The 22486-nt window shown below is 46.5% G+C and carries 18 protein-coding genes; 8 read left to right on the top strand and 10 right to left on the bottom strand.

From position 1 onward, the window contains the following. Window positions 1-25 precede the first annotated feature (25 nt). The 4 genes from trpS (at window position 26) to HQ43_RS05750 (ending at window position 5379) form a co-directional block, all read left to right on the top strand. Window positions 26-1033, top strand: coding sequence for a tryptophan--tRNA ligase (trpS, locus tag HQ43_RS05765; RefSeq protein ID WP_036790982.1), 1008 nt, complete (start codon window positions 26-28; stop codon window positions 1031-1033). Window positions 1034-1084: 51 nt separating this feature from the next. Continuing rightward, the gene (locus HQ43_RS05760) at window positions 1085-1504 is read left to right on the top strand and encodes a DUF3127 domain-containing protein (RefSeq protein ID WP_036790979.1); all 420 of its coding nucleotides are present in this window, start codon (window positions 1085-1087) and stop codon (window positions 1502-1504) included. Between the two features lie 81 nt (window positions 1505-1585). After that, entirely contained in the window at window positions 1586-2866 is a 1281-nt protein-coding gene (gene glyA / locus HQ43_RS05755) for a serine hydroxymethyltransferase (protein WP_036790976.1), read from the top strand. Between the two features lie 134 nt (window positions 2867-3000). Next, complete coding sequence (locus tag HQ43_RS05750; protein WP_036790973.1) at window positions 3001-5379, top strand: family 20 glycosylhydrolase; 2379 nt, start codon at window positions 3001-3003, stop codon at window positions 5377-5379. A 712-nt stretch (window positions 5380-6091) separates the two neighbouring features. Here the strand turns inward: HQ43_RS05750 and menD are convergent. The 7 genes from menD to HQ43_RS05715 form a co-directional block, all read right to left on the bottom strand. Then, the gene (gene menD / locus HQ43_RS05745) at window positions 6092-7660 is read right to left on the bottom strand and encodes a 2-succinyl-5-enolpyruvyl-6-hydroxy-3-cyclohexene-1-carboxylic-acid synthase (protein ID WP_052103106.1); all 1569 of its coding nucleotides are present in this window, start codon (window positions 7658-7660) and stop codon (window positions 6092-6094) included. Window positions 7661-7670: 10 nt separating this feature from the next. After that, the gene (locus tag HQ43_RS05740; protein ID WP_161785889.1) at window positions 7671-8750 is read right to left on the bottom strand and encodes a chorismate-binding protein; all 1080 of its coding nucleotides are present in this window, start codon (window positions 8748-8750) and stop codon (window positions 7671-7673) included. A gap of 23 nt (window positions 8751-8773) precedes the next feature. Beyond that, a complete protein-coding gene (locus tag HQ43_RS05735; RefSeq protein WP_036790966.1) occupies window positions 8774-9586 on the bottom strand; it encodes a glycosyltransferase family 2 protein in 813 nt (270 codons plus the stop codon). Window positions 9587-9593: 7 nt separating this feature from the next. Beyond that, window positions 9594-10409: a glycosyltransferase family 2 protein gene (locus tag HQ43_RS05730; RefSeq protein ID WP_036790963.1), complete on the bottom strand. Its 816-nt coding sequence runs from the start codon at window positions 10407-10409 to the stop codon at window positions 9594-9596. Then, window positions 10399-11358, bottom strand: a complete 960-nt coding sequence (locus tag HQ43_RS09515) for a lipopolysaccharide kinase InaA family protein (protein ID WP_052103105.1) — start codon at window positions 11356-11358, stop codon at window positions 10399-10401. Before HQ43_RS09515 ends, HQ43_RS05730 begins: the two co-directional genes overlap by 11 nt. 117 nt (window positions 11359-11475) lie before the next feature. Then, window positions 11476-12087 (bottom strand): response regulator transcription factor, encoded by a 612-nt coding sequence (locus HQ43_RS05720; RefSeq protein WP_036790960.1) that lies wholly within the window; start codon window positions 12085-12087, stop codon window positions 11476-11478. After that, complete coding sequence (locus tag HQ43_RS05715) at window positions 12084-13997, bottom strand: tetratricopeptide repeat-containing sensor histidine kinase (protein WP_036790958.1); 1914 nt, start codon at window positions 13995-13997, stop codon at window positions 12084-12086. Before HQ43_RS05715 ends, HQ43_RS05720 begins: the two co-directional genes overlap by 4 nt. A gap of 171 nt (window positions 13998-14168) precedes the next feature. Here HQ43_RS05715 and HQ43_RS09510 point away from each other — a divergent pair, with 171 nt between their 5' ends. From HQ43_RS09510 to HQ43_RS09505, 4 genes are all read left to right on the top strand, one after another. After that, entirely contained in the window at window positions 14169-15842 is a 1674-nt protein-coding gene (locus HQ43_RS09510) for a leucine-rich repeat protein (RefSeq protein WP_052103104.1), read from the top strand. A 23-nt stretch (window positions 15843-15865) separates the two neighbouring features. Further along, window positions 15866-17347: an InlB B-repeat-containing protein gene (locus HQ43_RS05705; RefSeq protein ID WP_036790955.1), complete on the top strand. Its 1482-nt coding sequence runs from the start codon at window positions 15866-15868 to the stop codon at window positions 17345-17347. A 145-nt stretch (window positions 17348-17492) separates the two neighbouring features. Continuing rightward, a complete protein-coding gene (locus HQ43_RS05700; protein WP_235305952.1) occupies window positions 17493-18941 on the top strand; it encodes an InlB B-repeat-containing protein in 1449 nt (482 codons plus the stop codon). Window positions 18942-18988: 47 nt separating this feature from the next. Next, window positions 18989-19666, top strand: a complete 678-nt coding sequence (locus HQ43_RS09505; protein WP_052089745.1) for a porin family protein — start codon at window positions 18989-18991, stop codon at window positions 19664-19666. Window positions 19667-19860: 194 nt separating this feature from the next. On the opposite strand, the gene pdxB is transcribed toward HQ43_RS09505, so the two are convergent. Genes pdxB through HQ43_RS05680 form a run of 3 tightly spaced genes read right to left on the bottom strand, consistent with a single transcriptional unit; the run spans window position 19861 to window position 22481 of the window. Beyond that, window positions 19861-20991: a 4-phosphoerythronate dehydrogenase PdxB gene (gene pdxB, locus HQ43_RS05690; protein WP_036792599.1), complete on the bottom strand. Its 1131-nt coding sequence runs from the start codon at window positions 20989-20991 to the stop codon at window positions 19861-19863. 23 nt (window positions 20992-21014) lie between these two features. Next, window positions 21015-21437, bottom strand: coding sequence for a SufE family protein (locus HQ43_RS05685; RefSeq protein ID WP_036790951.1), 423 nt, complete (start codon window positions 21435-21437; stop codon window positions 21015-21017). A 12-nt stretch (window positions 21438-21449) separates the two neighbouring features. Beyond that, entirely contained in the window at window positions 21450-22481 is a 1032-nt protein-coding gene (locus tag HQ43_RS05680; protein ID WP_036790949.1) for a M28 family peptidase, read from the bottom strand. Window positions 22482-22486: the final 5 nt, after the last annotated feature.

Here is a 22486-nt window from a genome sequence, read left to right as displayed (position 1 = left end):
TATATAGCAGTATAATTTCACAGATATGACATCAGAGAAAAAAGATATCGTGGTAAGTGGCATTCGTCCCACAGGTAATCTACACTTGGGAAACTACTTCGGTGCCATCAAAAGCTTTCTTACTATGCAGGAAGAGTGCAAGTGCTACTTCTTCATAGCAGACTGGCACTCCCTTACCACACATCCACATCCGGACAACATCCTTAAGAATACTCGCACCATATTGGCAGAGTATCTGGCTTGCGGAATAGATCCATCCAAGGCAGTAATATATGCTCAGAGCGATGTGAAAGAGGTGTTGGAACTCTATCTTTATCTCAATATGAACGCCTATCTGGGAGAGTTGGAACGTACCACATCCTTTAAGGAGAAAGCCCGCAAACAGCCTAACAACGTCAATGCAGGGCTACTCACCTATCCTACACTTATGGCTGCGGATATTCTTATGCACCGTGCCGTCAAAGTACCGGTAGGAAAAGATCAGGAGCAGAATATGGAGATGGCAAGGAAGTTTGCTCGTCGTTTCAATACGATCTATGGCGTGGACTTCTTCCCGGAACCTGCATCTTTTTCTCTCAGTAGCAAGGCAGTGAAAGTTCCCGGACTGGATGGCAGCGGAAAGATGGGCAAAAGCGAAGGCAATGCGATATACCTGATGGATGACGAAAAGGCCATAAGGCAAAAAGTGATGAAGGCTGTTACAGACTCCGGACCCACCGAGCCAAACAGCGAAAAGCCCGAAGCCATTCAGAATCTGTTTACGCTCTTGGAGATTGTCTCTTCTCCCGATACTTACAACTACTTCAATGATAAGTACAACGACTGCTCCGTTCGCTATGGAGACCTGAAGAAGCAGTTGGCGGAAGACATCGTCCTTTTCACTGCTCCTATCAGAGAAAAAATCTTAGAGATAGCTGCGGATACGGATTACCTTGAGCGTGTAGCTCGTGAAGGGGCAGAGCAAGCAAGAGAAAGTGCTCGCCTCACAGTGGATAAGGTAAGAGAGATCATCGGATTTCCTGCTTTGCGATAAGTAGGAAGCTATTCCATTTACAAAGAACTAAACACAAAAACAGAGATAAAGATGAACAATTACTTGACAGGAAAGATCACCCACGTATTGGAACCGATATCGGGAGAGAGCAAACGTAATCCCGGCACAACATGGAAGAAGCAAGACTACGTAATGGAGACGAACGATATCTATCCAAGAACGGTAGCCTTTAACATCTTCGGCGAAGATCGTATCAATATGGCGAACATAAAGCTTGGGGAGATCATCACCATAGAGTTTGAAGTGAATAGTCGCGAGTTTAACGGACGCTGGTACACCGATGTACAATGCAGAAACGTTATTCGCGGCGAACAGGCTCAAGCCATCAGCCAGATGGGTGTACAACCCCAGCCGGCACCGGCTCCTCAAACTCAGACACAGGTTAATTTCGGTCCCGCCACACCTCAACAGGGAATAGTGAACGATCCTACGGACGATCTTCCATTCTGATCTTTCCGTCCGGAATATCCGATAACATAAAAGGAATAGACATCAAACATTAGAACCACACTATAATCATTATTTGACTTTATGAATCAACACGATCCAATCTTCGATCTCATTCAAGAGGAAGACAGAAGACAGAGACACGGCTTGGAGCTTATCGCTTCCGAAAACTTCGTGTCCGAGAATGTAATGAAAGCTATGGGAAGCTGCTTCACAAACAAATATGCAGAAGGCTATCCCGGCAAGAGATATTACGGTGGATGCCAAGTAGTGGACAAAGCAGAACAGATGGCAATAGACCGTCTTAAGCAACTTTATGGCGCGGAATGGGCTAACGTTCAGCCTCACTCGGGAGCACAAGCCAATATGGCAGTATTCCTCGCAGTGCTCAAACCGGGCGACACTTTCCTTGGACTCAATCTCGCTCATGGGGGACACCTTTCTCACGGAGCGGCTGTAAACAGCTCAGGTCTTCTTTACAACCCTGTAGCTTACAGCTTGCGTCAGAGCGATGAAACCGTAGATTACGAAGAGATGGAACGTTTGGCTAAAGAACACAAACCAAAGTTGATTGTTGCCGGAGGTTCTGCTTATTCTCGCGAATGGGATTATGCTCGTATGCGTGCCATCGCCGACAGTGTAGGTGCTCTTCTTATGGTAGATATGGCTCACCCTGCAGGGCTTATCGCAGCCGGTCTTTTGGATAACCCGGTAAAGTATGCACACATTGTTACTTCCACAACCCATAAGACTTTGCGCGGTCCTCGCGGTGGTATCATCCTTCTTGGCAAAGACTTTGAAAATCCATGGGGACTTACCACTCCTAAAGGTGAGATCAAGCGTATGTCTCAACTTCTCGACTCTGCGGTTTTCCCTGGAGTACAAGGCGGTCCGTTGGAGCATGTTATTGCTGCTAAGGCTGTTGCTTTCGGTGAAGCATTGCAGCCGGAGTTCCGCACATATCAGGAACAAGTAAAGAAGAACGCTTCTGTCCTTGCCGACACATTGGTAGAGATGGGATACAAGATCGTATCCGGCGGAACATCCAACCACAGTATGTTGGTGGATCTTCGTCCTAAGTTCCCTGAACTGACCGGTAAAGTAGCCGAAAATGCTCTTGTTCTGGCAGACATCACAGTGAATAAAAATATGGTACCATTCGATACACGTTCGGCATTCCAAACTTCCGGAATCCGTCTCGGAACGCCTGCACTTACCACTCGTGGTGTGAAGGAAGAAGAGATCAAACGCATTGCCGGACTTATCGACCGTGTACTTACATCTCCGACAGACGAACAAGTGATTGCCGCTGTTCGTGGAGAGGTCAACGAAATGATGGAATCTTACCCGATCTTCGCTTGGTAAGAGAGATAAGATACATTTAAGAACAGTTACATAAGAGTTTAGAAAAAACCATTTATCAGGCTAAGAGTCTTAGTTTGATCCGTTTTTTCTAAACTCTTCTTTATTGTCCGAAAACTTTCTACACACTTTTAGATATGAGAAAATACTTTCATGCTTTAGCTGCCGCGCTGTTGGCAACGCTTTTTATTACCGCATGCACTCCGAAAGAGTATGTGGTAAAGCCTTATAATGAAGGCATCAACATCATTCCTCAGCCGGTAGAGCTTACCGAGACAACCGCAGGAGCATTCACGATCACCCGCAATACTGTCTTTGTGGCAGAGGGAGACACACTTACCGGAATAGCCAAGCTTTTTGCCGATAAGCTTATGGCATCCACCGGTTACAAGCTCGGATTGGTTTCGGCTCCGGTTAGCAGCAACTACATTCGTATCTCTGTGGATCCTTCTATTTCGGAGAACCACGAAGCGTACACTTTCAACTCATCCGAAGCAGGTATCGACATCGTGGGTGCCACTCCTCAAGGTGCATTCTATGGACTTCAAACTCTTTTGCAACTCCTTCCGGCAGAAGTAGAAAGCAGCAAAAGAGTGGAAGATGTGGCTTGGACCATCCCTGCCGTATCCATCAAGGACTATCCGAGATACCACTATCGCGGACTTCTTTTGGATGCTTGTCGCCACTTCATCACTGTGGAAGACATGAAGAAGCACATAGACATTCTCTCCATGCTTAAGGTCAATAAACTACACTGGCACTTGACAGAAGATCAGGCTTGGCGTATCGAAATCAAAAAGTATCCTCGTCTTGTGGAGGTAGGTTCTGTGAGAACAGAAGGAGAAGGATTTGAATATGGTCCTTTCTACTACACTCAAGAAGAGATCAAAGATATTGTTGCTTATGCTGCCGAACGCTATGTAGAGATCATTCCGGAGATAGAGCTTCCGGGGCACGCCATGGCTGCACTTGTTGCGTATCCGGAGTTGGCTTGCTTCCCACGCGACTTTAAGGTGCGCAATATCTGGGGGGTGGAAGAAGACGTATTCTGTGCCGGGAAAGAAGAAGTTTTCAAGTTCTTGGAGGATGTCATCTCCGAAGTGATACCGCTATTCCCCTCAAAATATTTCCACATCGGAGGCGACGAATGCCCCAAGACAAGATGGAAAGAGTGTCCGCTGTGCCAAGCGAGAATCAAAGCGGAGAATCTGAAAGACGAGCATGAGCTTCAAAGCTACTTCATCACCAGAATAGGACGCTTTCTTGCCGAGAACAACAAAGCCCTCATAGGTTGGGATGAGATTCTCGAAGGCGGATTGGCACCATCTGCCATCGTTATGTCATGGAGAGGAGAAGAGGGAGGTATTGCGGCGACAGAGCTTAATCATGAAGTGATCATGTCGCCATGGACTACCGGTCTTTATATTGATGCTTACCAGGGCGATCATAATGTAGAGCCGGTCGCCATCGGAGGTTACTCTACACTTGAAAGGGTCTATTCTTACAACCCCGCATCGGATAAGATTCCGGCGGAAAAGCAGCATCTCATACTCGGACCACAAGCCAATCTTTGGGGAGAGTATCTATATGACGAAAGCATCCGTCAATACTACGCCTATCCACGTATGTTTGCTCTTGCCGAGATAGGATGGACACCTGTAGACAGAAAAGATTTCCACGACTTCTCTCGCCGTGTGAACAACACTTATGTGCGTCTCGACATGCACGATGTCAACTATCATATTCCGCTTCCGGAGCAGGAAAACGGTTCTCTCGACCGCATCCAGTTCATCGACAGCCTTACCATTCCGTTCAAGACAACCCGCCCTGTGAAGATGGTGTACACCACCGACGGATCGGAGCCTAATGAAAAGAGTACGGAATATACGGCTCCTCTCACATTCAATGAGACTACAACGCTCAAGATCGCCAGCGTACTGCCTTCGGGAGTATTAAGCAAAGTCCGCACACTGACCCTTACCAAGTTGGACAACTATACCGCTCCTGTGGAAGCGATAGACAGTGTGGCTCTTGCTTCAAGCGGGGTTTATGCTCAGGGGCTCAAGTTTATCACCCACAAAGAGGATGTCAGAAAAGTAGAAGATTTGGCTTCCCATCAGTCAGCCAACATGGAGAGCGGCATCCTCACCGCATTGAAAGATGCCAACAAGAGCTATCTTGTTCCCGGTACGTTCGACTTCAACATCTTCGGAACCATCATAGAAGGATACTTCCTCATACCGGAGCCGGGCGTTTACGTCTTCCAGTCAGACGTGAACAGAGTATGGATCAATGGCGAACTCGTCATAGACAACAGCAAAGAAGTACCTCGCTACTCTCGTCAGGATGTTGCTCTTGCGCTCGGAGCAGGGCTGCACTCGATCAAATACGAGATACAAGCCAAAGTACAAGGCGGCTGGCCGACACTCTGGAACGACAACCGCGTGGCTTACAAGCCATATAACACTCCGAAATCCGCACCGATAGAAGATTACAGAGTATTCCACAAGAAGTAAAGAGTCGATAAGGAGCTGCCTTTGCCTTGTCGAAGCAGAGAATTGTTCCGAAATCGCAGATTTTTCAACACACATAATCGCCTGCCGAGAGCTTTCTTCTTGGCAGGCGATTGTTATTTTCTCTCCTAAAGTCAAGAGCCTATACAGGGACATGCAAAAAGCTCCAAAGGTTTCAGAGAAAAGTTCCTAATCTTTTTGGAGAAAGCTCTAAAGGTTTATGGAAAAGGATTTGCTACTTTCCAGAAAATGATAATCACCAATCCTAAAAACAGTAATTACTAATCCACGAAACAGTAATTACTAATCCACGAAATGGTAATTACTAATCCACGAAACGGTAATTACTAATCCATGAAACGGTAATTACTAATCCATGAAACGGTAATTACTAATCCACGAAATGGTAATTACTAATCCGAGAAACAGTAATTACTAATCCGAGAAACGGTAATTACTAATCCACGAAACAGTAATTACTAATCCACGAAACAGTAATTACTAATCCGAGAAACGGTAATTACTAATCCGAGAAACGGTAATTACTAATCCAAGAAATGGTAATTACTAATCCGAGAAATGGTAATTACTAATCCGAGAAATGGTAATTACTAATCTGAGAAACGATAATTATCAATCTGTCCGTTCCCAAAAATCAAGAAAAGAAACGGAAAGCGATACGGATACAGGAGTAGGGATGTGAGAAGAGAGATGATCAGACCGAGAGCGGCGTAAAGACCTCCACTACCACGGCTTTATCGCATCGGTCGGAGGCGAGGGTTGATATGGCGAGAGCGAGCCGGTCCTCGGTTTTGACGGCGATGTAGGTCAGCCCCAAACCTTCTACCCATCCTTGAGCCGAGCATTGGTGCTGTCCGGTAACGAACGGACGTAGCGATGAGCAGTCTCGAAGTCCCGGAATGGTCTCGAAGATTCTGCCTTCTCCATTGTTCAAGATGATGATCCGAAGATTGGATGGTACGTGAGAGTTCCACAACGCATTGGCGTCATAGAAGAAACTGAGATCGCCCAGCAGGACGAAATGAAGCGTATCCGATGCCATCGCGGCACCTACTGCGGCGGAGAGAGAACCGTCGATACCGCTCACCCCACGGTTGCAGTGCACCCGGACATCTGCGGGAAGAGGATAGTGCTGAGCAAGGCGGACACTCAAACTATTGCCCAGATGGAGAACGCTTCGGGGCGGTATCTGCTTCAAGACCTCTGCCACTACTCTGCTCTCCGGCTCTTTCGGAGCACTCGCAACGGGGTCAATGGCGTTCTTCTTCCACAACTGTCTGTAAGCAAGATCGCTCTCTCGTGCCGTTTCGTTTGCTATAATCGCGGTGAAATCTTTGGGACAAAGCGGGATCAGATGCGTAAGAGACATGAAAACATCGGCAACCTCACCACTTGGAGAGACGTGCCAGTGCATCTTCGGAGGATATTTCCGCATATCCTGCTTCAGCTTCTTCGACAAAATACTGCCTCCTATCGTAACGACAATATCGGGTTGCAGCTCTTCGCAATAGCTGTAGAAGCGACTCTCAAGAGCTTCTTGCGGTCGGTTCGAGAGATGGTCTGCCAAGACAACAGCAGAGGTCGGGAATATAAGAGAGAAAGCTTCACGCTGAGAGTCCATCTGCCCCACAATGATCAGCTTTCGGGACGCCTTGCTCCAAAGCGCCCTTATGTCGTCCGCATCGGAAAGCCACTCTATCTTTCTTTCTACCGGCAATGCCGGAGTATTGAAAGCAAAAAGAGGTTCGCTCAAAGGGATATTGATATGCACCGGACCTTGTATGTCCTTTCTCTGCAAAGCAAGCAGTGCCTCGTTTACAAGCCTGTTGCAGTACCAATGATCCGCAGAAGTGTGCACTTCCGGCAGAGTAACACTCTTGCGAGAAAGCGTCCCGAACAGATAAGGTTGCGGCAGGGTCTGCCCATCCATCTGCCCTATCCATTCTTGTGGACGGTCTGCAGAAAGGACAAGAAGAGGCATGTTGCGATAAAATGCTTCCGATACGGCAGAGTGCAGATTGAGCAACGCAGATCCGCTCGTGCAGCAAACAGCAACCGGCTGCTCCGTTTCCAAAATCAACCCCAATGCCACAAAGCCGGCACTGCGCTCATCTGTAATGGAGTAACATTCAAAGAAAGAGTCCCCGGAAATGCTCTCTATTATCGGAGCATTACGGCTTCCGGGACAGAGAACCACCCGTTTCAATCCGTGAGCTTTAAGTAGAGAGCAAAGAATCTGAACGTTGAGTTGATCTGAATACATAAGTTCGGTATTATATAAGTGCCCCTATCGTGTGCATCTTGAAACAGCTCTCCTCCCACTCGGATGCAAGCTCGGACTCCGGCATGATCCCTCCTCCGGCATAGAGCGTATAGCTGTCTCCCACACAGCGTACACAACGAAGATTAACGTAGATGCGGCTCTCCTCCCCTTCCGGAGCAATAAAGCCCAAGAAGCCGGAGTAGAATCTTCGTGAGTGATGCTCGGTCTGCTCTATGAAAGAGCGCGCTTCCGATCGGGGAAAACCACAAACAGCCGGTGTGGGATGAAGCTCCGACAAGAGAGTCTTGACCGATATGTTACGGGGAGATGTGAATATTATCTCTGTCTTCAGATGTTCTATCTGCCCTGCTTTATGCGCTTCCGTCTCTTGCTGCAATACACTGCAGCCCAAGCGGCTGAGGGTATCGGAGATAAAGTCGGTAACCATCATCTGCTCGTTTCGGTTCTTTCGGCTCCAGCTCTCATTGCTCTCTATCGGTCTTGTTCCTGCAAGAGAGACAGTCTTCCATTCCTTTTGAGACCCGGCAAGCAGGAGTTCGGGCGTGGCAGTGAGCCAATATCCCTCCTGCGGAAGGTAGACAAGAGAGACAAAAGCATCGGGATAGCTCTCCAACATTCTCATGAAAAGAGAAAGCGAAGAATAACCTTGCTCAAACTTTCCGGTATGGCTGCGTGTCAGGACAAGTTTATCAAAAGTGCCCTCCGATACAGCTTGGTGAAACTTTCCAAATATCTCCGAATATCTCTCATATTCGGCTCTATTCCCGTATCTGTTCGGATCAAAATGATGTTTTGAGAAGGTTGATTCGTTAGAAGGACAAAGGATTTCAAACTCTTCCTCCGGAGGTAAAAGAAAAAGAGGATTGCTTTCGGAAGGAGCATAAGACGCAAAGACAAAAGCTCCTCTATCCGATATTTCCACACGTGAAACATCGGTAAAAGAGAGGATGCTCGCCTCTCTGCACCGAACGATATGCAAAACAGCCTCGTTCGGATAGCGGAAAAGAGCCACGGCATCACCATTTCTCTCAACTTCCTGAAGTAGCGACTCTATATATTGTATCTCCAAAGGTTGCATCCTCTTGCCGTCTTCTAATCTGCTTTGGGAAGGTACTTGTCCAGTCCGTCAGTGGCACGTATCTTTTTATTCTTGATGACGTCCGAGGCTTTCTCTCCATTCAGAATATCCAAACTCTTATCCTCCTCTTTATGATAGAGGTGAAACACAACACCTCCCACCTTTAGAAATCTTCGGCGGATACCGATATTGGTCAGTCTGTACACCAAATCAATATCTTCATGCCCCCAACCGATATAGCTGTCATCGTATCCGTTTATGGCTATGATATCTTTTCGCCAAAAAGCAAGATTGCATCCTTTTACGGCTGAAATCCTCTTCTGCTTATAATAAGGAGCAAACAGATTTTGAAGGAAAGGAATACGCCAAGCATTTGCGGAGCTTGTATATCTTCTCGGAGGTGCTTTCTTCAATCCTTTTTCCTGAATGATGGTAGAGGCTTCCTGCGATAGCTTGACCCTGCTTCCGGCTACATAAGCTCCTTCACGAGCAACATTCAGATGATCTGACACAAAGTGTCTTTCAGGAATGCAGTCTCCGTCCAGCTCTATAATATAATCGGACTTTATAACTGCTATTGCTTTATTCAATATCATAGCCTTACGGAAGCCGAGATCTTCGTGCCAAACGTGCTTGATCTCCACTTCTTTGGGTGCTTTTTCTACCATTTTATTTATAGTTTGCAGGGTCTCCTCGCCGGAGCCATCATCTGCAATTATAATCTCATCCGGCAGACGTGTCTGTCGGAAAAGAGCTTCCAAAACCAGCTCCAAGGCTCTATGCCAGTTATAAGTAGAAAGCAGAATAGCGACACTTCGGGGCTGCATACCTCACTTAATCTTTTTGAGAGTTAATGTATTTGTCCACACCATTTTCGGTACGTATCTTTCCGGAAGCAATAACATCCAGAGCTTTCTGTTTATTCAGTGAATCTCTGCTTCTGTCTTCTTCCTTATGATACAGATGATATATCACTCCGCCGGCCTTCAGAAAGCGTCTTCTCACACCCATGTTTTTTAGTCGGCTGACTAAGTCTATATCTTCATGTCCCCAACCAACGTAGCTGTCGTCATAGCCATTCACTGCCAGAAGATCCTCTCTCCAAAATGCAAGATTACATCCTCTTACTGCAAAAATTTTATTCTGCTTGTAATAGGGAGCAAGAATATTCTGTGCAAAAGGAATGCGCCAAGCATTCGCAGCATTGGTAAACTTTTTGGGATTGACATTTTGCAGCCCTTTCTCTTGGATGATTCGGGATGCTTCGGGATCCATTTTCACTCTGCTTCCGGCGACATACGCTTTCTTTCTTGCAACATTAAGGTGATCCGCCACAAAATGTTTCTCAGGAATACAATCGCCATCCAGCTCTATAATGTAGTCGGACTCTGCTATCGCAATCCCTCTGTTCAGTATCATAGATCTCCGGAAACCGAGATCCTCATGCCAGACATGCTTTAGATCGACTCCCTTTGGAACCTGTTCTTTCATTCGTTTGATAACCTTTTGGGTCTCCTCTCCGGAACCATCATCTGCGATGATAATCTCATCCGGCAAACGGGTTTGCTTGAATAGCCCTTCCAATGCCAGCTCTAATGCTCTGGGCCAGTTATATGTAGAGATCAGTACAGCTACGCTTTTAGGTCTCATGTTGTATATACTCTTGTTTTAAGTTGTTTCTATAATCCATCTCGTAGTAGTATGGTTTCATCAGCTTTTTCTCAATAGAAAATAGCTTTTCCCATATACCGCCACGCCTGAAATCCCGGATCTTTCGAGAGAAAAGAATGGTTAGCACTCGAAAAAGTCCGGACCAAAAGTTTCCTCGTCTCTTCTCTTCACGGAAAATGGATTTGAAACACTTTCCTGCGAAGAACCTGTCACCGGCTTGGAGAAGGTAGCGAGCCACTTCTCTTTCGTCTTCTCCCATCTCTTTTGCATAGGCAGACGCCAGCCTCCGGCTCATATCTATCGGATAGCAGAGTTTGCCCAGATTCTCCCATCGTTCCTTAGGAGAGAGAGGGCGAAAAGCCATCCTGTTTACATCTACCAGAGCAAAGCATATCTCTCCACTCTCTTCTACCCTGTACAGAATATTACCGGGAGATAAATCTCTATTATAAATACCTTTCTTGTGAAGTGAAGAGACAAACGCCACCAAAGCAGAAAAGAGCTTTTCATCACCTTTTACCTCTCCGGCTGTCAGTGCACGAACAGTATCGTATCCGGATAACATCTCGCAGGCATACAGGCTTCTATAAAGAGCGCCACACTTGTACTCTTCAATATATCCGTAGGGAGTGGGAGCGTATATGCCCAATCTGTTAAGATGCAGAGTATTCAAGAAAGATCTTTTTGCCTTAGAACTACCAAGCAAGACATAAAAAAGTCCCCGAACAAAGCCTGTCTTCTTGAAATATTTGACCAGGACCTTATCGGAGAGAATATTGGAGAAAGAGTATTCCACCAGCTTATTGCGCTCGTCATAAATTGTATATCCATGCCGGAGAGGCTCCATCCCTTCCAACAGCTTCCCCATATCGGGAGACTCCGGAAAGAAGACTCTCTTCGATCGGCAAGTATGTCTTTGCTCTTTCATCCTCGTACAAATTTAGAGATTATTATCGACACTTTATCTCGTTATCCGAAGAGAGCCAAGAGGTATTCGGGTACACAGCCCGATCTCATTATTATGTTTAAGGGAGGAGCTACGACACTATATCCATTTATCCTGTATGGCAATTCTGACCAAATCCATTGAGTTGCGTGCTCCAAGCTTCTGTATCAGATTCTTGCGATAGGTCTTTATGGTCTCTACACTAAGATACATCTGCTCCGCAATCTCTTGATTGGTCAGTCCGTTTACGATATGACAGAGGAGTTCCTGTTCACGAGCCGTAAGCCAAACTGTATCACCGGTGCATTTCTTAACCAAAAGATCTATCTGATGACTTAAAAAGATCTCGCCCGAAAGCACTGTCTCTATGCCTTTTATCACTTCCTCCGAGAGCGCATTCTTTAGTATATATCCGGATGCTCCTGCCGACATTGCCCTGTTAACCATTGTATATTCATCATGAGAGGTAAGTATCAAGATCTTCACTCCGGGATAGCTCTCATGGATTTCACTGCAAAACTCTATTCCGTTACCGTCCGGCATGGATATATCAAGGAGTAAGACATCCGGAAGAGCCTGCGTGAGCATTTTTCTACATTCGTTCAGGGAAAAAGAGACACCGCTTACTTCTGCGACTTCAGACTCGTTTATAGCCAAACGCAACCCCTCCACCAACATTTTGTGATCATCTGCAATGTGTACTTTTATCATGGTGTAAGCTCTATTTCTATCGTTACTTCTGTTCCTCTGTTGGCGGATGTGTACAGATTGATCCTGCCGTTATAAGCAGATATTCGGTTCTGCATATTGGTCAATCCTGCTCCATAACGAATGGTATTAGGGTCAAATCCGACGCCGTCATCCTGTACGGAGAGTGAGACCAAGTGGTTATCTACCGTCAGTTGGACATTTATATGAGATGCTTTTGCATGCTTTATGGCATTGTTTACCAGTTCGTAAGCACACCTGTATATCAATACTTCAAGACGACTGTCCAAGCGAGGGTTTTCTCCTAAAAACTGAAAACGGACGGTCGGAACAGATCGACAAAAATCCTCCAATGCTGTCTTTATCCCCTCTCTAGCAAGACATTCCGGCATCATATTGTGTGCAACCCTGCGAAGCTCCTCCACAAACTCATCAAGCATCTGCTTCACTTTGGTGAAGTGTTCAATATCCGACTTCGTCATGGAAGCATCGCTCTTGATGCTGTGGAGGTGCAAGCGAATAACAGAAATCATACTACCCAATCCGTCATGCAGGTCTTGCGACAATCTGGAACGCTCTGCATTCTCTCCGTCAAGGAGAGCCAGAGAAGCGACCAATTGCTTTTCCTGTTTAAGTTGTTTCACTTGTTGCTCTGCAAACCTGCGCTTCTGACGGGAGAGAAGATGCCGATAGAAGAGCACACCCAATATCAATGACAATACAAGCAGTCCCGAAATCCCAAGTACGACATAAAGCTCTCTTTCTTTCTCTAAAGCCGCAATCTGTTGCTGCTTCTTCTCTGTTTCATAAAGAGTTTCCAAGCGAGAAAGAGCCTCCTGATAGTTTCTTTCGGAACACTCTTCCATCATCTGTTCATACTTCCGAAAGAAGTAAGCTGCCTCATTTTCCCTGCCAAGCATAGCAGAGGCATACGCTATATTAAACGCCGTTATGGGAGCAGTATCGGGAGAGAGCGAGTCTATCTGCCATGCGTTCAGTGCTGCGTCATAACACTCTGTATAACGCTTTTGCTCCCGAAAGATATTCGCGTAAGAGTTCCAAGCCAATGTATAGATATAAGGATCTCCCAAACAGTTTGCGGCATTAAGGCACTCATCGGCACATTTCAGTGCTTTGTCATACTCTTTCTTGAGTAGATATACTTTGATGAGTGCTTCATTCATATCTGCTTCAAATACCGGAGCAGCACACGTATCTCCATACTTTACTTTCTGCATATATTCCAGAGCCTTATCTGCATCGCCCAGAGCAAGATGTACATATCCCAACTCCCGATACGACTGTTTCATTCCGGATATATTGTTATACTGCTCTGCCAGCCTGCCCTCCTTTTCCAGATACCCCAAAGCCTGTTTGTAGTTTCCCAATCTGCGGTAACACTCTCCTATATTGCCGTGAGCTATGATGTAGTCTCTGCTACTCTCATCTCCGTCAAAATGCTTCAAAACATTCAGATAGCCCTCTATTGCAGGGATGAACAGCCCTTGACGGGCGTAAAAATTGCCTACTGCCTGATAGCTCTTCTGTATAAGTTTTAAGTTGTCTGAGGCTTTTGCTGCTTCGAGCTGTAAATCGAGATAGATTTTGGCTGTATCGTACAGACAACGATAAGTATAAGTAGACCCTATATAATTGTAGAAACGAAACAGCAGCTCTTTATCCCCACACTTCTTAGCCTGCTTCAGACCTTTTGTTCCATACTTATAGGTGTTGTGCATATCATGTCCGGAAAAAGATTCGGTAATATCAGCATAAAGACTTGCCTCTTCTTTGGCAGACAACCCTCCCTTTTCGATAATATTCAATAGAGAATCCGCATACCGGCTTTGCCCGGACAGAGATACGGGAGAAAAGATAAGCGATACAAAAATCAGGATAAAGACTCTTTTCATACAGGCAGGAACATTCCATTGATTCTACTGCGAAAGTAGCGAAATCTGCTCATGAAACATACTACAAAGGCAAGAGAATTAAAATATTACAGCAAAAAGTCCTACAAATGGGGTATAAAAACAGAAGACAAAGAGATACTTTCGTGAATACTAACAAAGCAACATCCCACTATGAAAACAACTTACCTTCTACCTCTTTGCGGGCTGATATTACTACTAACGGCACTCTCCTCCTGTAAAAGCAAAAACAATCCGGGAGGAGATGTGAAGACCTACTATACTGTAACCTTTGATGCAGATGGCGGTACACCTGTTCCTCCTGATCAGAGAGTGGAAAAAGGAAAAACCGCTACTGTTCCCTCTCCTGCTCCGACCAAGCAAAACTACCTGTTTATGGCTTGGTCTTTGGACGGCACTAATGCCTATGACTTCCAAACTCCCGTTACCAAAGACATTACTCTAAAGGCTAAATGGCAAGAGGAGAGTATTGCAGAGTATTGGCAAGTGGCTTGGGAGCTGAATGGAGGCGCATGGACAGAAAACGATAATCACCCTACGCAAGTCCCCAAAGGAGGGATACTCGTAGAGCCAAACCCTCCAACAAAAGAAGGTCATACCTTTGAGGGTTGGTACAGAGAGGCTTCACTCATCAATAAAATCACCTTCCCGTACAACGTCAGTGGTGTTACAAGCGACTTCACGCTCTATGCAAAATGGAAAGAAAATGAAGGCGGAGATGAAGATCCATCCGGCTACAAAATGTTTACCTCCATTTCTGCAATGAAGGCTTGGCTTGACAAGCAGACAGCAAATACAATCCAAAATCCATATAAAGTAGGATTGAAAACTATTAACCTTGATAATGGGAACAACTGGGGAGACTTGGGACTCTCCATCACAAAGCAAAATAAATATGTAGATCTGAGCTTGGCTCCCTGCTTAGGAGAGATAATTCCCGATGGTTATCAAGAAAAGAAGGAGAAAGGAGCTACCGGCAGACCTGTTATCATAACGTACGGTGTATTCATTGACTGTAAAACCCTTGTTTCGATAAAGCTTCCCAATACTCTCAAAAACATTGGCAAGTATGCTTTTACCAAGTGTACTTCTCTAAAAAATGTCCTAGTCCCAAATAGTTTAAAAGAGATTCATAGCTATGCTTTTGAGGAGTGTGTCGAACTCGAAGAGGTCTCACTTCCGGAAGGATTAAGAGTCATTGGAGCACGAGCCTTCTCATATTGTAAAAGCATTTCGTCTATCACTATTCCGAGTACTATATCGGTCTGGGAGGATAGTAGTTTTGAACGTTGCCAATCTTTGACTTCGATTATCATAAAAGAGGGAGTTAATAAAGTGGGCAGGTACGCCTTTTGGGACTGTCCTTACCTCCAACACGTCACACTGCCTCAAAGTATAAAACAAATAGACAAAGGAGCCTTCAGAGGTTGCGAGATATTGCAGACGCTACAATTCCCTGATGGGATCACAATTATCGGAGAAGAAGCCTTCCTCGATTGCGAATCTCTTAGTGAAATAAAGCTCCCATCGGAATTGGAAAGAATAGGCAAAATGGCTTTTAGAGGCTGTTATATGATAAAAAACAAAGGAAAAGAAGTAGAGATCCCTTCTAAAGTAAAGTATATCGAAGACTATGCATTTAACAACACAAAGGTGGAAATCCTCATCATGAGACCTACCACACCTCCATCTTTAGGATACTCGGCACTGGACTCTTATCCTGTATCTCTAAAGAGTATCAAGGTTCCTGCATCCAGCGTGGAGACTTATAAGAAAGCAGAAGGGTGGAAAAAGTACGCCAATAAAATAGTTGCAAATACGGACTAATACATAAAAATGTAGATACAGACATGAAACAAATTCACATCATAGCCCTGTTGGGCATTGTACTGATATGCTTTACCTCCTGCAAGAACAAGAACAATTCGGGAGGGGATGTAAAGAACTACTACACTGTAACCTTTGATGCGGATGGCGGTACACCTGCTCCTCCTGCCCAGAGAGTAGAAAAAGGAAAAACGGCAACAGTGCCTTCTCCTGTCCCAACCAAGCAAAACTTTCTGTTTATCGCATGGTCTTTGGACGGCACTAATGCTTACGACTTCCAAACTCCCGTTACCAAAGACATCACTCTAAAGGCTAAATGGCAGGAAGAAAGCATTGTAGAGTATTGGCAGGTGGCTTGGGAACTCAATGGAGGTACATGGACAGCGGACGATAATCACCCTACGCAAGTCCTCAAAGGAGGAACACTAACAGAGCCAAACCCTCCGACAAAAGATGGTCATACCTTTGAGGGCTGGTATAGAGAGGCTTCACTCATCAATAAAATCACCTTTCCGTACAATGTCAGTGGTGTTACAAGCGATTTGACACTCTATGCAAAATGGAAAGCGAAAGCACCTCAGCCCAATCCGACAGCACCGGGAGTTTATGTTGCAGGAACAGATCGTACAGAGGCGAATGGGCTTGTTGCAACCATTTGGAAAGATGGTAACGTATTCAAACGCTTCCCGGAAGATAATGTTACGCGTGGTACTTCCGTTTTTGTAGGAGCGCAGAAAGTTTATTCGGTAGGGATACGTTCCGGAAAGTATTACTCTGCCATGTTTTACGAAGATGATCAGAGCAAAAGCTATCCGCTATACTCCCGTGCTTACTCCGTATTCGTTTCGGGAGAAGATATTTATGTAGCAGGAGATGCCAATGATGATCCTTGTCTGTGGAAAAATCATAAACAGATAAAGTTACCAAGCAAGAGCAATTATAATGGAAGGGCAAGATCGGTCTTTGTTTCGGGAAACGATGTTTACGCAGCTGGTTATTTATTATCGAGTAGTGGCAAAAAAGATATAGCCGTGCTTTGGAAAAATGACCAACTCGTAGAATTATCGGACGGCAAGACCGCTGCAAGAGCCCATTCTGTTTACGTTTCGGGGAAAGATGTCTATGTTGTAGGAGAAGAAACCTCCGGTTCTCCTCAAGCAATTTTATGGAAAAACAGTGTGCCCGTTCAGCTTCCGAAGGGAGATTTTGACCATCTCGTTGCAAGGTCTGTATCTGTCTCCGGAGGTGATGTCTATATTGTGGGAGAGGCGAGAAAAGGCGTTAGTGAATTTTATGCTATCCTTTGGGAAAACAATAAGATAACCAAGCTGGGATACAAGGCAAAGGCATCTTCTGTTGCTGTATCGGGAAAAGATATTTACGTGGCAGGATATGAATCCGATATAAGAGAGGATCAGACTCGTGCCGTAATGTGGAAAAATGGAACAAAGACCATATTAGGTAACTCCTCTTCAGTTGCTCGTCACATTTTCATAAAGGAATAAAAGGCAGAAGAAATACTAAAACAACCATCACCGAGAGAGTTTATCTCTTCGAGAGAGTAAAATCTTTTTGGGGCGGTTTATAGCAATTCTAAAAATGAAACTTCTCACAAGTTTAGGTGCTGAAACGATAAACATGAAAATAAAGATGAAAAAGATACACTTCATAGCCCTGTTGGGCATTGTACTGATATGCTTTACCTCCTGCAAGAGCAAAAACGATCCAGGAGAAGATGTGAAGACCTACTACACCGTAACCTTTAATGCGGATGGCGGTACGCCTGTTCCTCCTGCTCAGAGAGTGGAAAAAGGGAAGACGGCAACCGTGCCTTCTCCTGCGCCGACCAAGCAAAACTTTCTGTTTGTTGCTTGGTCTTTGGATGGGACGAATGCTTATGACTTCCAAACTCCCGTTACCAAAGACATTACTCTAAAGGCTAAATGGCAAGAGGAGTCTCCGGATGAAGATCTCGTCATAGACAAGACAACGCTGACGCTACGTACAACAGACCGAGAGCGTCTATCCGTAAGCGGGAATAAGGGAGCGGTGTCCTGGAGCAGCTCCAATAAGGAGGTTGCCAAGGTAGATGCGGATGGCGTGATTACGGCAACAGGAGAAGGTTCGGCGGTAATCACTGCAACCTCAGGCAACAAAAGCGCAACGTGCAGTGTGAGTGTTGCCTATTCCGTACTGGCTGTGGGAAAAGATTATGACGGCAGACTGGTCTTGCTCAAAAACGGGAAGGATTTCAACCTTGGAAGTTACGCTCCGGATGCGACTATCAAATCCTCTGTTTTCGTTTACGATGGGGATATATACGTTACGGGGAACAGAGGTGAGAATTATGGCGGAACGAGATACAAGGATCTCTATGTCATGAAAATAAAATCGCCTCTTCCCGGAGGAACATTCGAGACAGACTCTAAAAAGATGGAGCGCAAAGGCATCATGGCTTTTTCTGAAGGGCTCTTCATCACCAATGGAGACGTATATGTCGCAGGGTACGAAGTGGCAAAGCGTCCCAACTATCAGAGCACTTACCAGCGTGCAGTGCTGTGGAAGAACGGGAAGATGCAGACCCTTGAGGACAACCCTTCGGCAGAACCCGAAGCCCGATCCGTATTCGTCTCCGGAGCGAATGTCTATGTCGTGGGAGACTATGGCGGTGGCGTGCTTTGGAAAAACGGTACAAGGATGGATCTTGCATCTCCCGATGGAAGCAAAAAGACAGATGCTTACTCGGTGTTTGTATCGGGAAACGACATCTATATAGGTGGAGCGGCTATCTATCAGGATAAACCGATAGATACAGGAAAGCCTCTGATATGGAAAAATAATGTACCTTTCGTCTGGGGCAAGCAGGGTGGCATCTACTCCATATTTGTTTCCGGGAACGATCTCTATGCTTCCGGCTATGGTCCTAAAGGGACGGTGTGGAAGAACGGAACGGTGATAAGCACCTTGGGAAGTGCGTTGGTGCGCTCCGTATATGTGTATGCCGGAAAAGTGTATGCGGTCAGCAATGACGGCATCTGGATAGATGGAGAAAAACAGCCTTGGCCCGCAGCTTATCTGCACAGTGTATTTGTGAAGTGATTGTTGTTTAACCTCTCCCACAGACGGGATAAAAACAGAACATAATTATGAAAAAAGGAAAAACATCATTGCCTGCGGCTCTCACACGCAGAGTGCTCACGGCAGTGGTATGCGTGATGATCGGACTCGGTGGTATCTATGCACAGTCCGGTGGATGGAGCTCTACCAAACGGATTCAATGGGGCGTGAAAGGGGGCATAAACTTTTCACAGCTCAGCTTTGAGAAGTCCGAAGGAGGGAGCTTGGAGAGTAAAAGTGTAGTGGGAGCATTGGCAGGGGTCTCCGTTGCCTATGCCTTCAATCCCAAGTGGCGTCTTCATTCCGGTCTGGAGATGAGTTTGAAAGGATTTTCCGCAGGCATTACGGGCAGCAGCAGTGTGCTTACGGTTCGGGCTGGCTACCTGCAACTCCCGTTGGAAGCAGGGTACTCTTTCACTTTGGGAGGGTGGAACCTGGAGCCTCGACTCGGACTCTATTTAGCTTATGGCGTGGCAGGCAAATACTCCGTATCGGAAACACCTGTCAATAAAAACACTTTCGGAGATCAATTCCTGAACAGATTCGATGCCGGACTAAGGGTTGGATTCTATACGAATAACGATAAGATCATTGTCGGACTGGGAGGAGAGATCGGGACGACAGAGGTTAATGGGAAAAAGTTTATCGTTTCGGGAGGAACAGTGAGCCTGCAAAATTTCTCCATCAGTGTGGGTTACCTGTTCTGATCCGAAGCGTTTACAAATGGTGTTGAACGGTATTAAAAGATACTCTATCCGTGTATAATTTTTGAAATCAAGGCACGATTGGCGGAAGTCGTGCTTTGCATCTAAAAAATCGGGGCTTGATTGCAGCCAACCAAGCCCCGATTTCTGTTTCTTAATATGGATAGAGGAGAAAATAAATCTGTTCAGCAGAACTTTCAAACAGGTTCGGAAAGAGTCTTAAAGCCTATCGAAGCCAACCTTTCTTTCAAATCTGCCGACATCTCTCTGCTTACAACGGTGTAGGCATGCGGTTCGCGAGGATAGAAATACTCCTTGCGCTGCTGCTCGAACGGCATCTGCTTCTCCCTCATCCGGCTGTCTATCTCCGTGAGGTCGAGTGTGCGGAGGAGGGCATGCAGTATCGCATCCGGGTCGGAGGCATCCAATGTGATGTTTTGCTCTTTAGGAGGGGGAGGCGTCATCTGATCTATCAGGTGCGAACCTTCTATTCCGAAGAAGTCGCATCCGTTTTTCACGCAGGCGACGGCACCGTTGCACTTACCATCTGCACTGAATCCTGCCACGTGGGGAGTGGCGATAAGGGCTTCAGCCAACAGGCGGTCGGAGATGTTCGGCTCGTTTTCCCAGCAGTCTATTATCACGTTGGAGATCTGCCCCGTGCGGATTCCCTCCAGCAGTGCTTCCGTTTCGGTTACCGCTCCACGACAGGCATTGATGACGATGGGCTTTCTCCCGATAAGCGGTAAAGAGGAGGAGTCGAAGAGATGATAGGTGGCGTATCTTCCCTCTTTGGTCAGTGGCGTATGGAAGGAGATAATATCCGCTTCGCCATATATCTGTGCGATCTCCACAAAGTCCGCATCGCCCTCTTTTTCTGCCCGTGGGGGGTCATTGAGAAGAACCTTCATACCCAATGCTTCGGCGTACTTCGCCATGAGAGAGCCCACGTGTCCCACTCCGACGATACCGATAGTCTTTCCCCGGAGGCTGTATCCGGAGTGGAGCGCATAGAGTGCCAGAGCGGAAGATAGAAAGTGTGCCACGGCGTTGGCATTACAGCCGGGGGAGTTGCGCCAAGCTATACCATTGGCATCGCAGTAGGCTGTATCGATGTGGTCGAAGCCGATTGTCGCCGTCGTGATGAGCTTCACGCTGCTCCCTTTCAGGAGGTTGGCTGTACACTTGGTGATGCTCCGGATGATGAGCCAATCTTTATCCCTTACCGTTTCGGGCGTAAACTCCGAAGAGGGGAGATAGGTAACCTCCCCAAGATGCTCCAATACCCCACGAAGATAAGGCACGGAGCTTTCTGCCAAAATCTTTATGCGTCCGGACATGACAGGAGTCTCTATTTTGCGGCTTCGGCTATGGCGTGGAGCCTCATCTGCTTGAGCATGGCAGAGAGACCGTTGCTCCGTGTGGGAGAGAGGTGTTGGTAGAGTCCGATACGATCGACAAAGTAGAGATCTGCCTTGGCAATATCTTCCGCTTTCTCCCCGTCCAACACTTTGAGCAGCATGGATACAATGCCTTTGACTATCACGGCATCGCTTGAGGCGTGATAGTGAATAGTGCCGTCGGGCATCGTTTCGGGAGCGATCCATACCCTGCTCTGGCATCCCTCTATAAGGTATTGCGGTATCTTAAGGCTCTCGTCCATGGGAGGGAGATCATTCCCCATCTCTATGATAAGAGCGTATTTGTCCATCCAGTCGTCCAAAAGTGAAAATTCTTCTATAAGCTCGTCTTGCTTCTGATTGATAGTACTCATATATGATGTATGCTATTTGCCGTTTTCTTTGTCCCGAAGCACTTCCCACACCACATTGCCTACGGCTTGGAGCGTATTGCGGTCGATGACCTCCATATTATCGTTGTGGGTGTGCCAGTAGTGTCCGAATCCTTTTTCGGTATCGGGGTCGTAATTGATGATGTCCACGCACGGAATACCCAGCCCAAGCATTACGAAGACATGGTCATCCATGATAGGACCTCCCATTTTGTTTATAAAATAGTTGCCGTAGCCTAAAGAGGCGGCTTTGGACCAGATCGTGGAGGTGAGCCGTCCGGCATTCTCCTGCGAGTAGAACTCTCTGTGAAACTTTGCGTTCTTGGATCCGACCATGTCGAGCAGGATACCAAACTCGGCACTGTACCCTTTCTTGTGGGGGTTGGAAGACCAATATTGAGATCCCAAAGCCCAGCTGCTGCTCTCTCCGGTCTCCATAACGCCATCCGGTACACCATAGTCTTCGGCATCCATGAATATGATGTCTATGCCGTAGTTGGCAAATCCGTTCTCCGAGATATTGCGTGCCAGCTCCAGCAAGACCCCTACTCCGCTTGCTCCGTCATCGGCTCCGTCTATCGGGAGATGGCGTTTGCCCGAGTCTTTGTCATGGTCTGCAATGGGGCGTGTATCCCAGTGAGCGAAGAGCAGGATGCGCTTGGCTCTTTCGGGCATATACTCCGCGATGATGTTTTGTGCTTTAAGCACCGTACCATCGTAGGCTTTGAGGTCTGCGCGCTGCCTTGTCACGACAAATCCGTAACGCTCAAGGGTCTCCACGAGATAGTCTGCGCAGCGTGCGTGTCCCGCACTGTTAGGCACTCTCGGTCCGAATGAGACCTGACGTTCGATGTGCATATAGGCGCTGTCTGCACGGAAAGGAGTTTCCACAGCCATGGGAGTCTGGGAGGCGGAAGCCTCTGTGTTGTCTTCCTGTTGGGAATTGTTGCTCTTGCTGTCGCAGGAGGCGCATATCCCCAAAGAGCATACCGCCGTGGAAAACAAGAGTGTAAGCAATCTGTTCATCTTAT

This window comes from Porphyromonas canoris (genome assembly GCF_000769115.1).
GTDB classification, from domain to species: Bacteria; Bacteroidota; Bacteroidia; order Bacteroidales; family Porphyromonadaceae; genus Porphyromonas_A; species Porphyromonas_A canoris.
The sequence above is the reverse complement of the archived record's forward strand: the minus strand, read 5'-3'. Positions and strand labels throughout refer to the sequence as shown.

Bases quoted from the DNA above. Each gene is read 5' to 3' on its own strand.
- HQ43_RS05730 (WP_036790963.1), bottom strand. From the start codon at position 10,409: ATGAGACCTAAAAGCGTAGCTGTACTGATCTCTACATATAACTGGCCC.
- HQ43_RS05700 (WP_235305952.1), top strand. From the start codon at position 17,493: ATGAAAAAGATACACTTCATAGCCCTGTTGGGCATTGTACTGATATGC.
- HQ43_RS09505 (WP_052089745.1), top strand. From the start codon at position 18,989: ATGAAAAAAGGAAAAACATCATTGCCTGCGGCTCTCACACGCAGAGTG.
- HQ43_RS05680 (WP_036790949.1), bottom strand. From the start codon at position 22,481: ATGAACAGATTGCTTACACTCTTGTTTTCCACGGCGGTATGCTCTTTG.
- HQ43_RS05750 (WP_036790973.1), top strand. From the start codon at position 3,001: ATGAGAAAATACTTTCATGCTTTAGCTGCCGCGCTGTTGGCAACGCTT.
- glyA (WP_036790976.1), top strand. From the start codon at position 1,586: ATGAATCAACACGATCCAATCTTCGATCTCATTCAAGAGGAAGACAGA.
- trpS (WP_036790982.1), top strand. From the start codon at position 26: ATGACATCAGAGAAAAAAGATATCGTGGTAAGTGGCATTCGTCCCACA.
- HQ43_RS05760 (WP_036790979.1), top strand. From the start codon at position 1,085: ATGAACAATTACTTGACAGGAAAGATCACCCACGTATTGGAACCGATA.
- HQ43_RS05720 (WP_036790960.1), bottom strand. From the start codon at position 12,087: ATGATAAAAGTACACATTGCAGATGATCACAAAATGTTGGTGGAGGGG.
- HQ43_RS05705 (WP_036790955.1), top strand. From the start codon at position 15,866: ATGAAACAAATTCACATCATAGCCCTGTTGGGCATTGTACTGATATGC.
- HQ43_RS09510 (WP_052103104.1), top strand. From the start codon at position 14,169: ATGAAAACAACTTACCTTCTACCTCTTTGCGGGCTGATATTACTACTA.
- HQ43_RS05685 (WP_036790951.1), bottom strand. From the start codon at position 21,437: ATGAGTACTATCAATCAGAAGCAAGACGAGCTTATAGAAGAATTTTCA.
- HQ43_RS09515 (WP_052103105.1), bottom strand. From the start codon at position 11,358: ATGAAAGAGCAAAGACATACTTGCCGATCGAAGAGAGTCTTCTTTCCG.
- menD (WP_052103106.1), bottom strand. From the start codon at position 7,660: ATGTATTCAGATCAACTCAACGTTCAGATTCTTTGCTCTCTACTTAAA.
- HQ43_RS05735 (WP_036790966.1), bottom strand. From the start codon at position 9,586: ATGCAGCCCCGAAGTGTCGCTATTCTGCTTTCTACTTATAACTGGCAT.
- HQ43_RS05715 (WP_036790958.1), bottom strand. From the start codon at position 13,997: ATGAAAAGAGTCTTTATCCTGATTTTTGTATCGCTTATCTTTTCTCCC.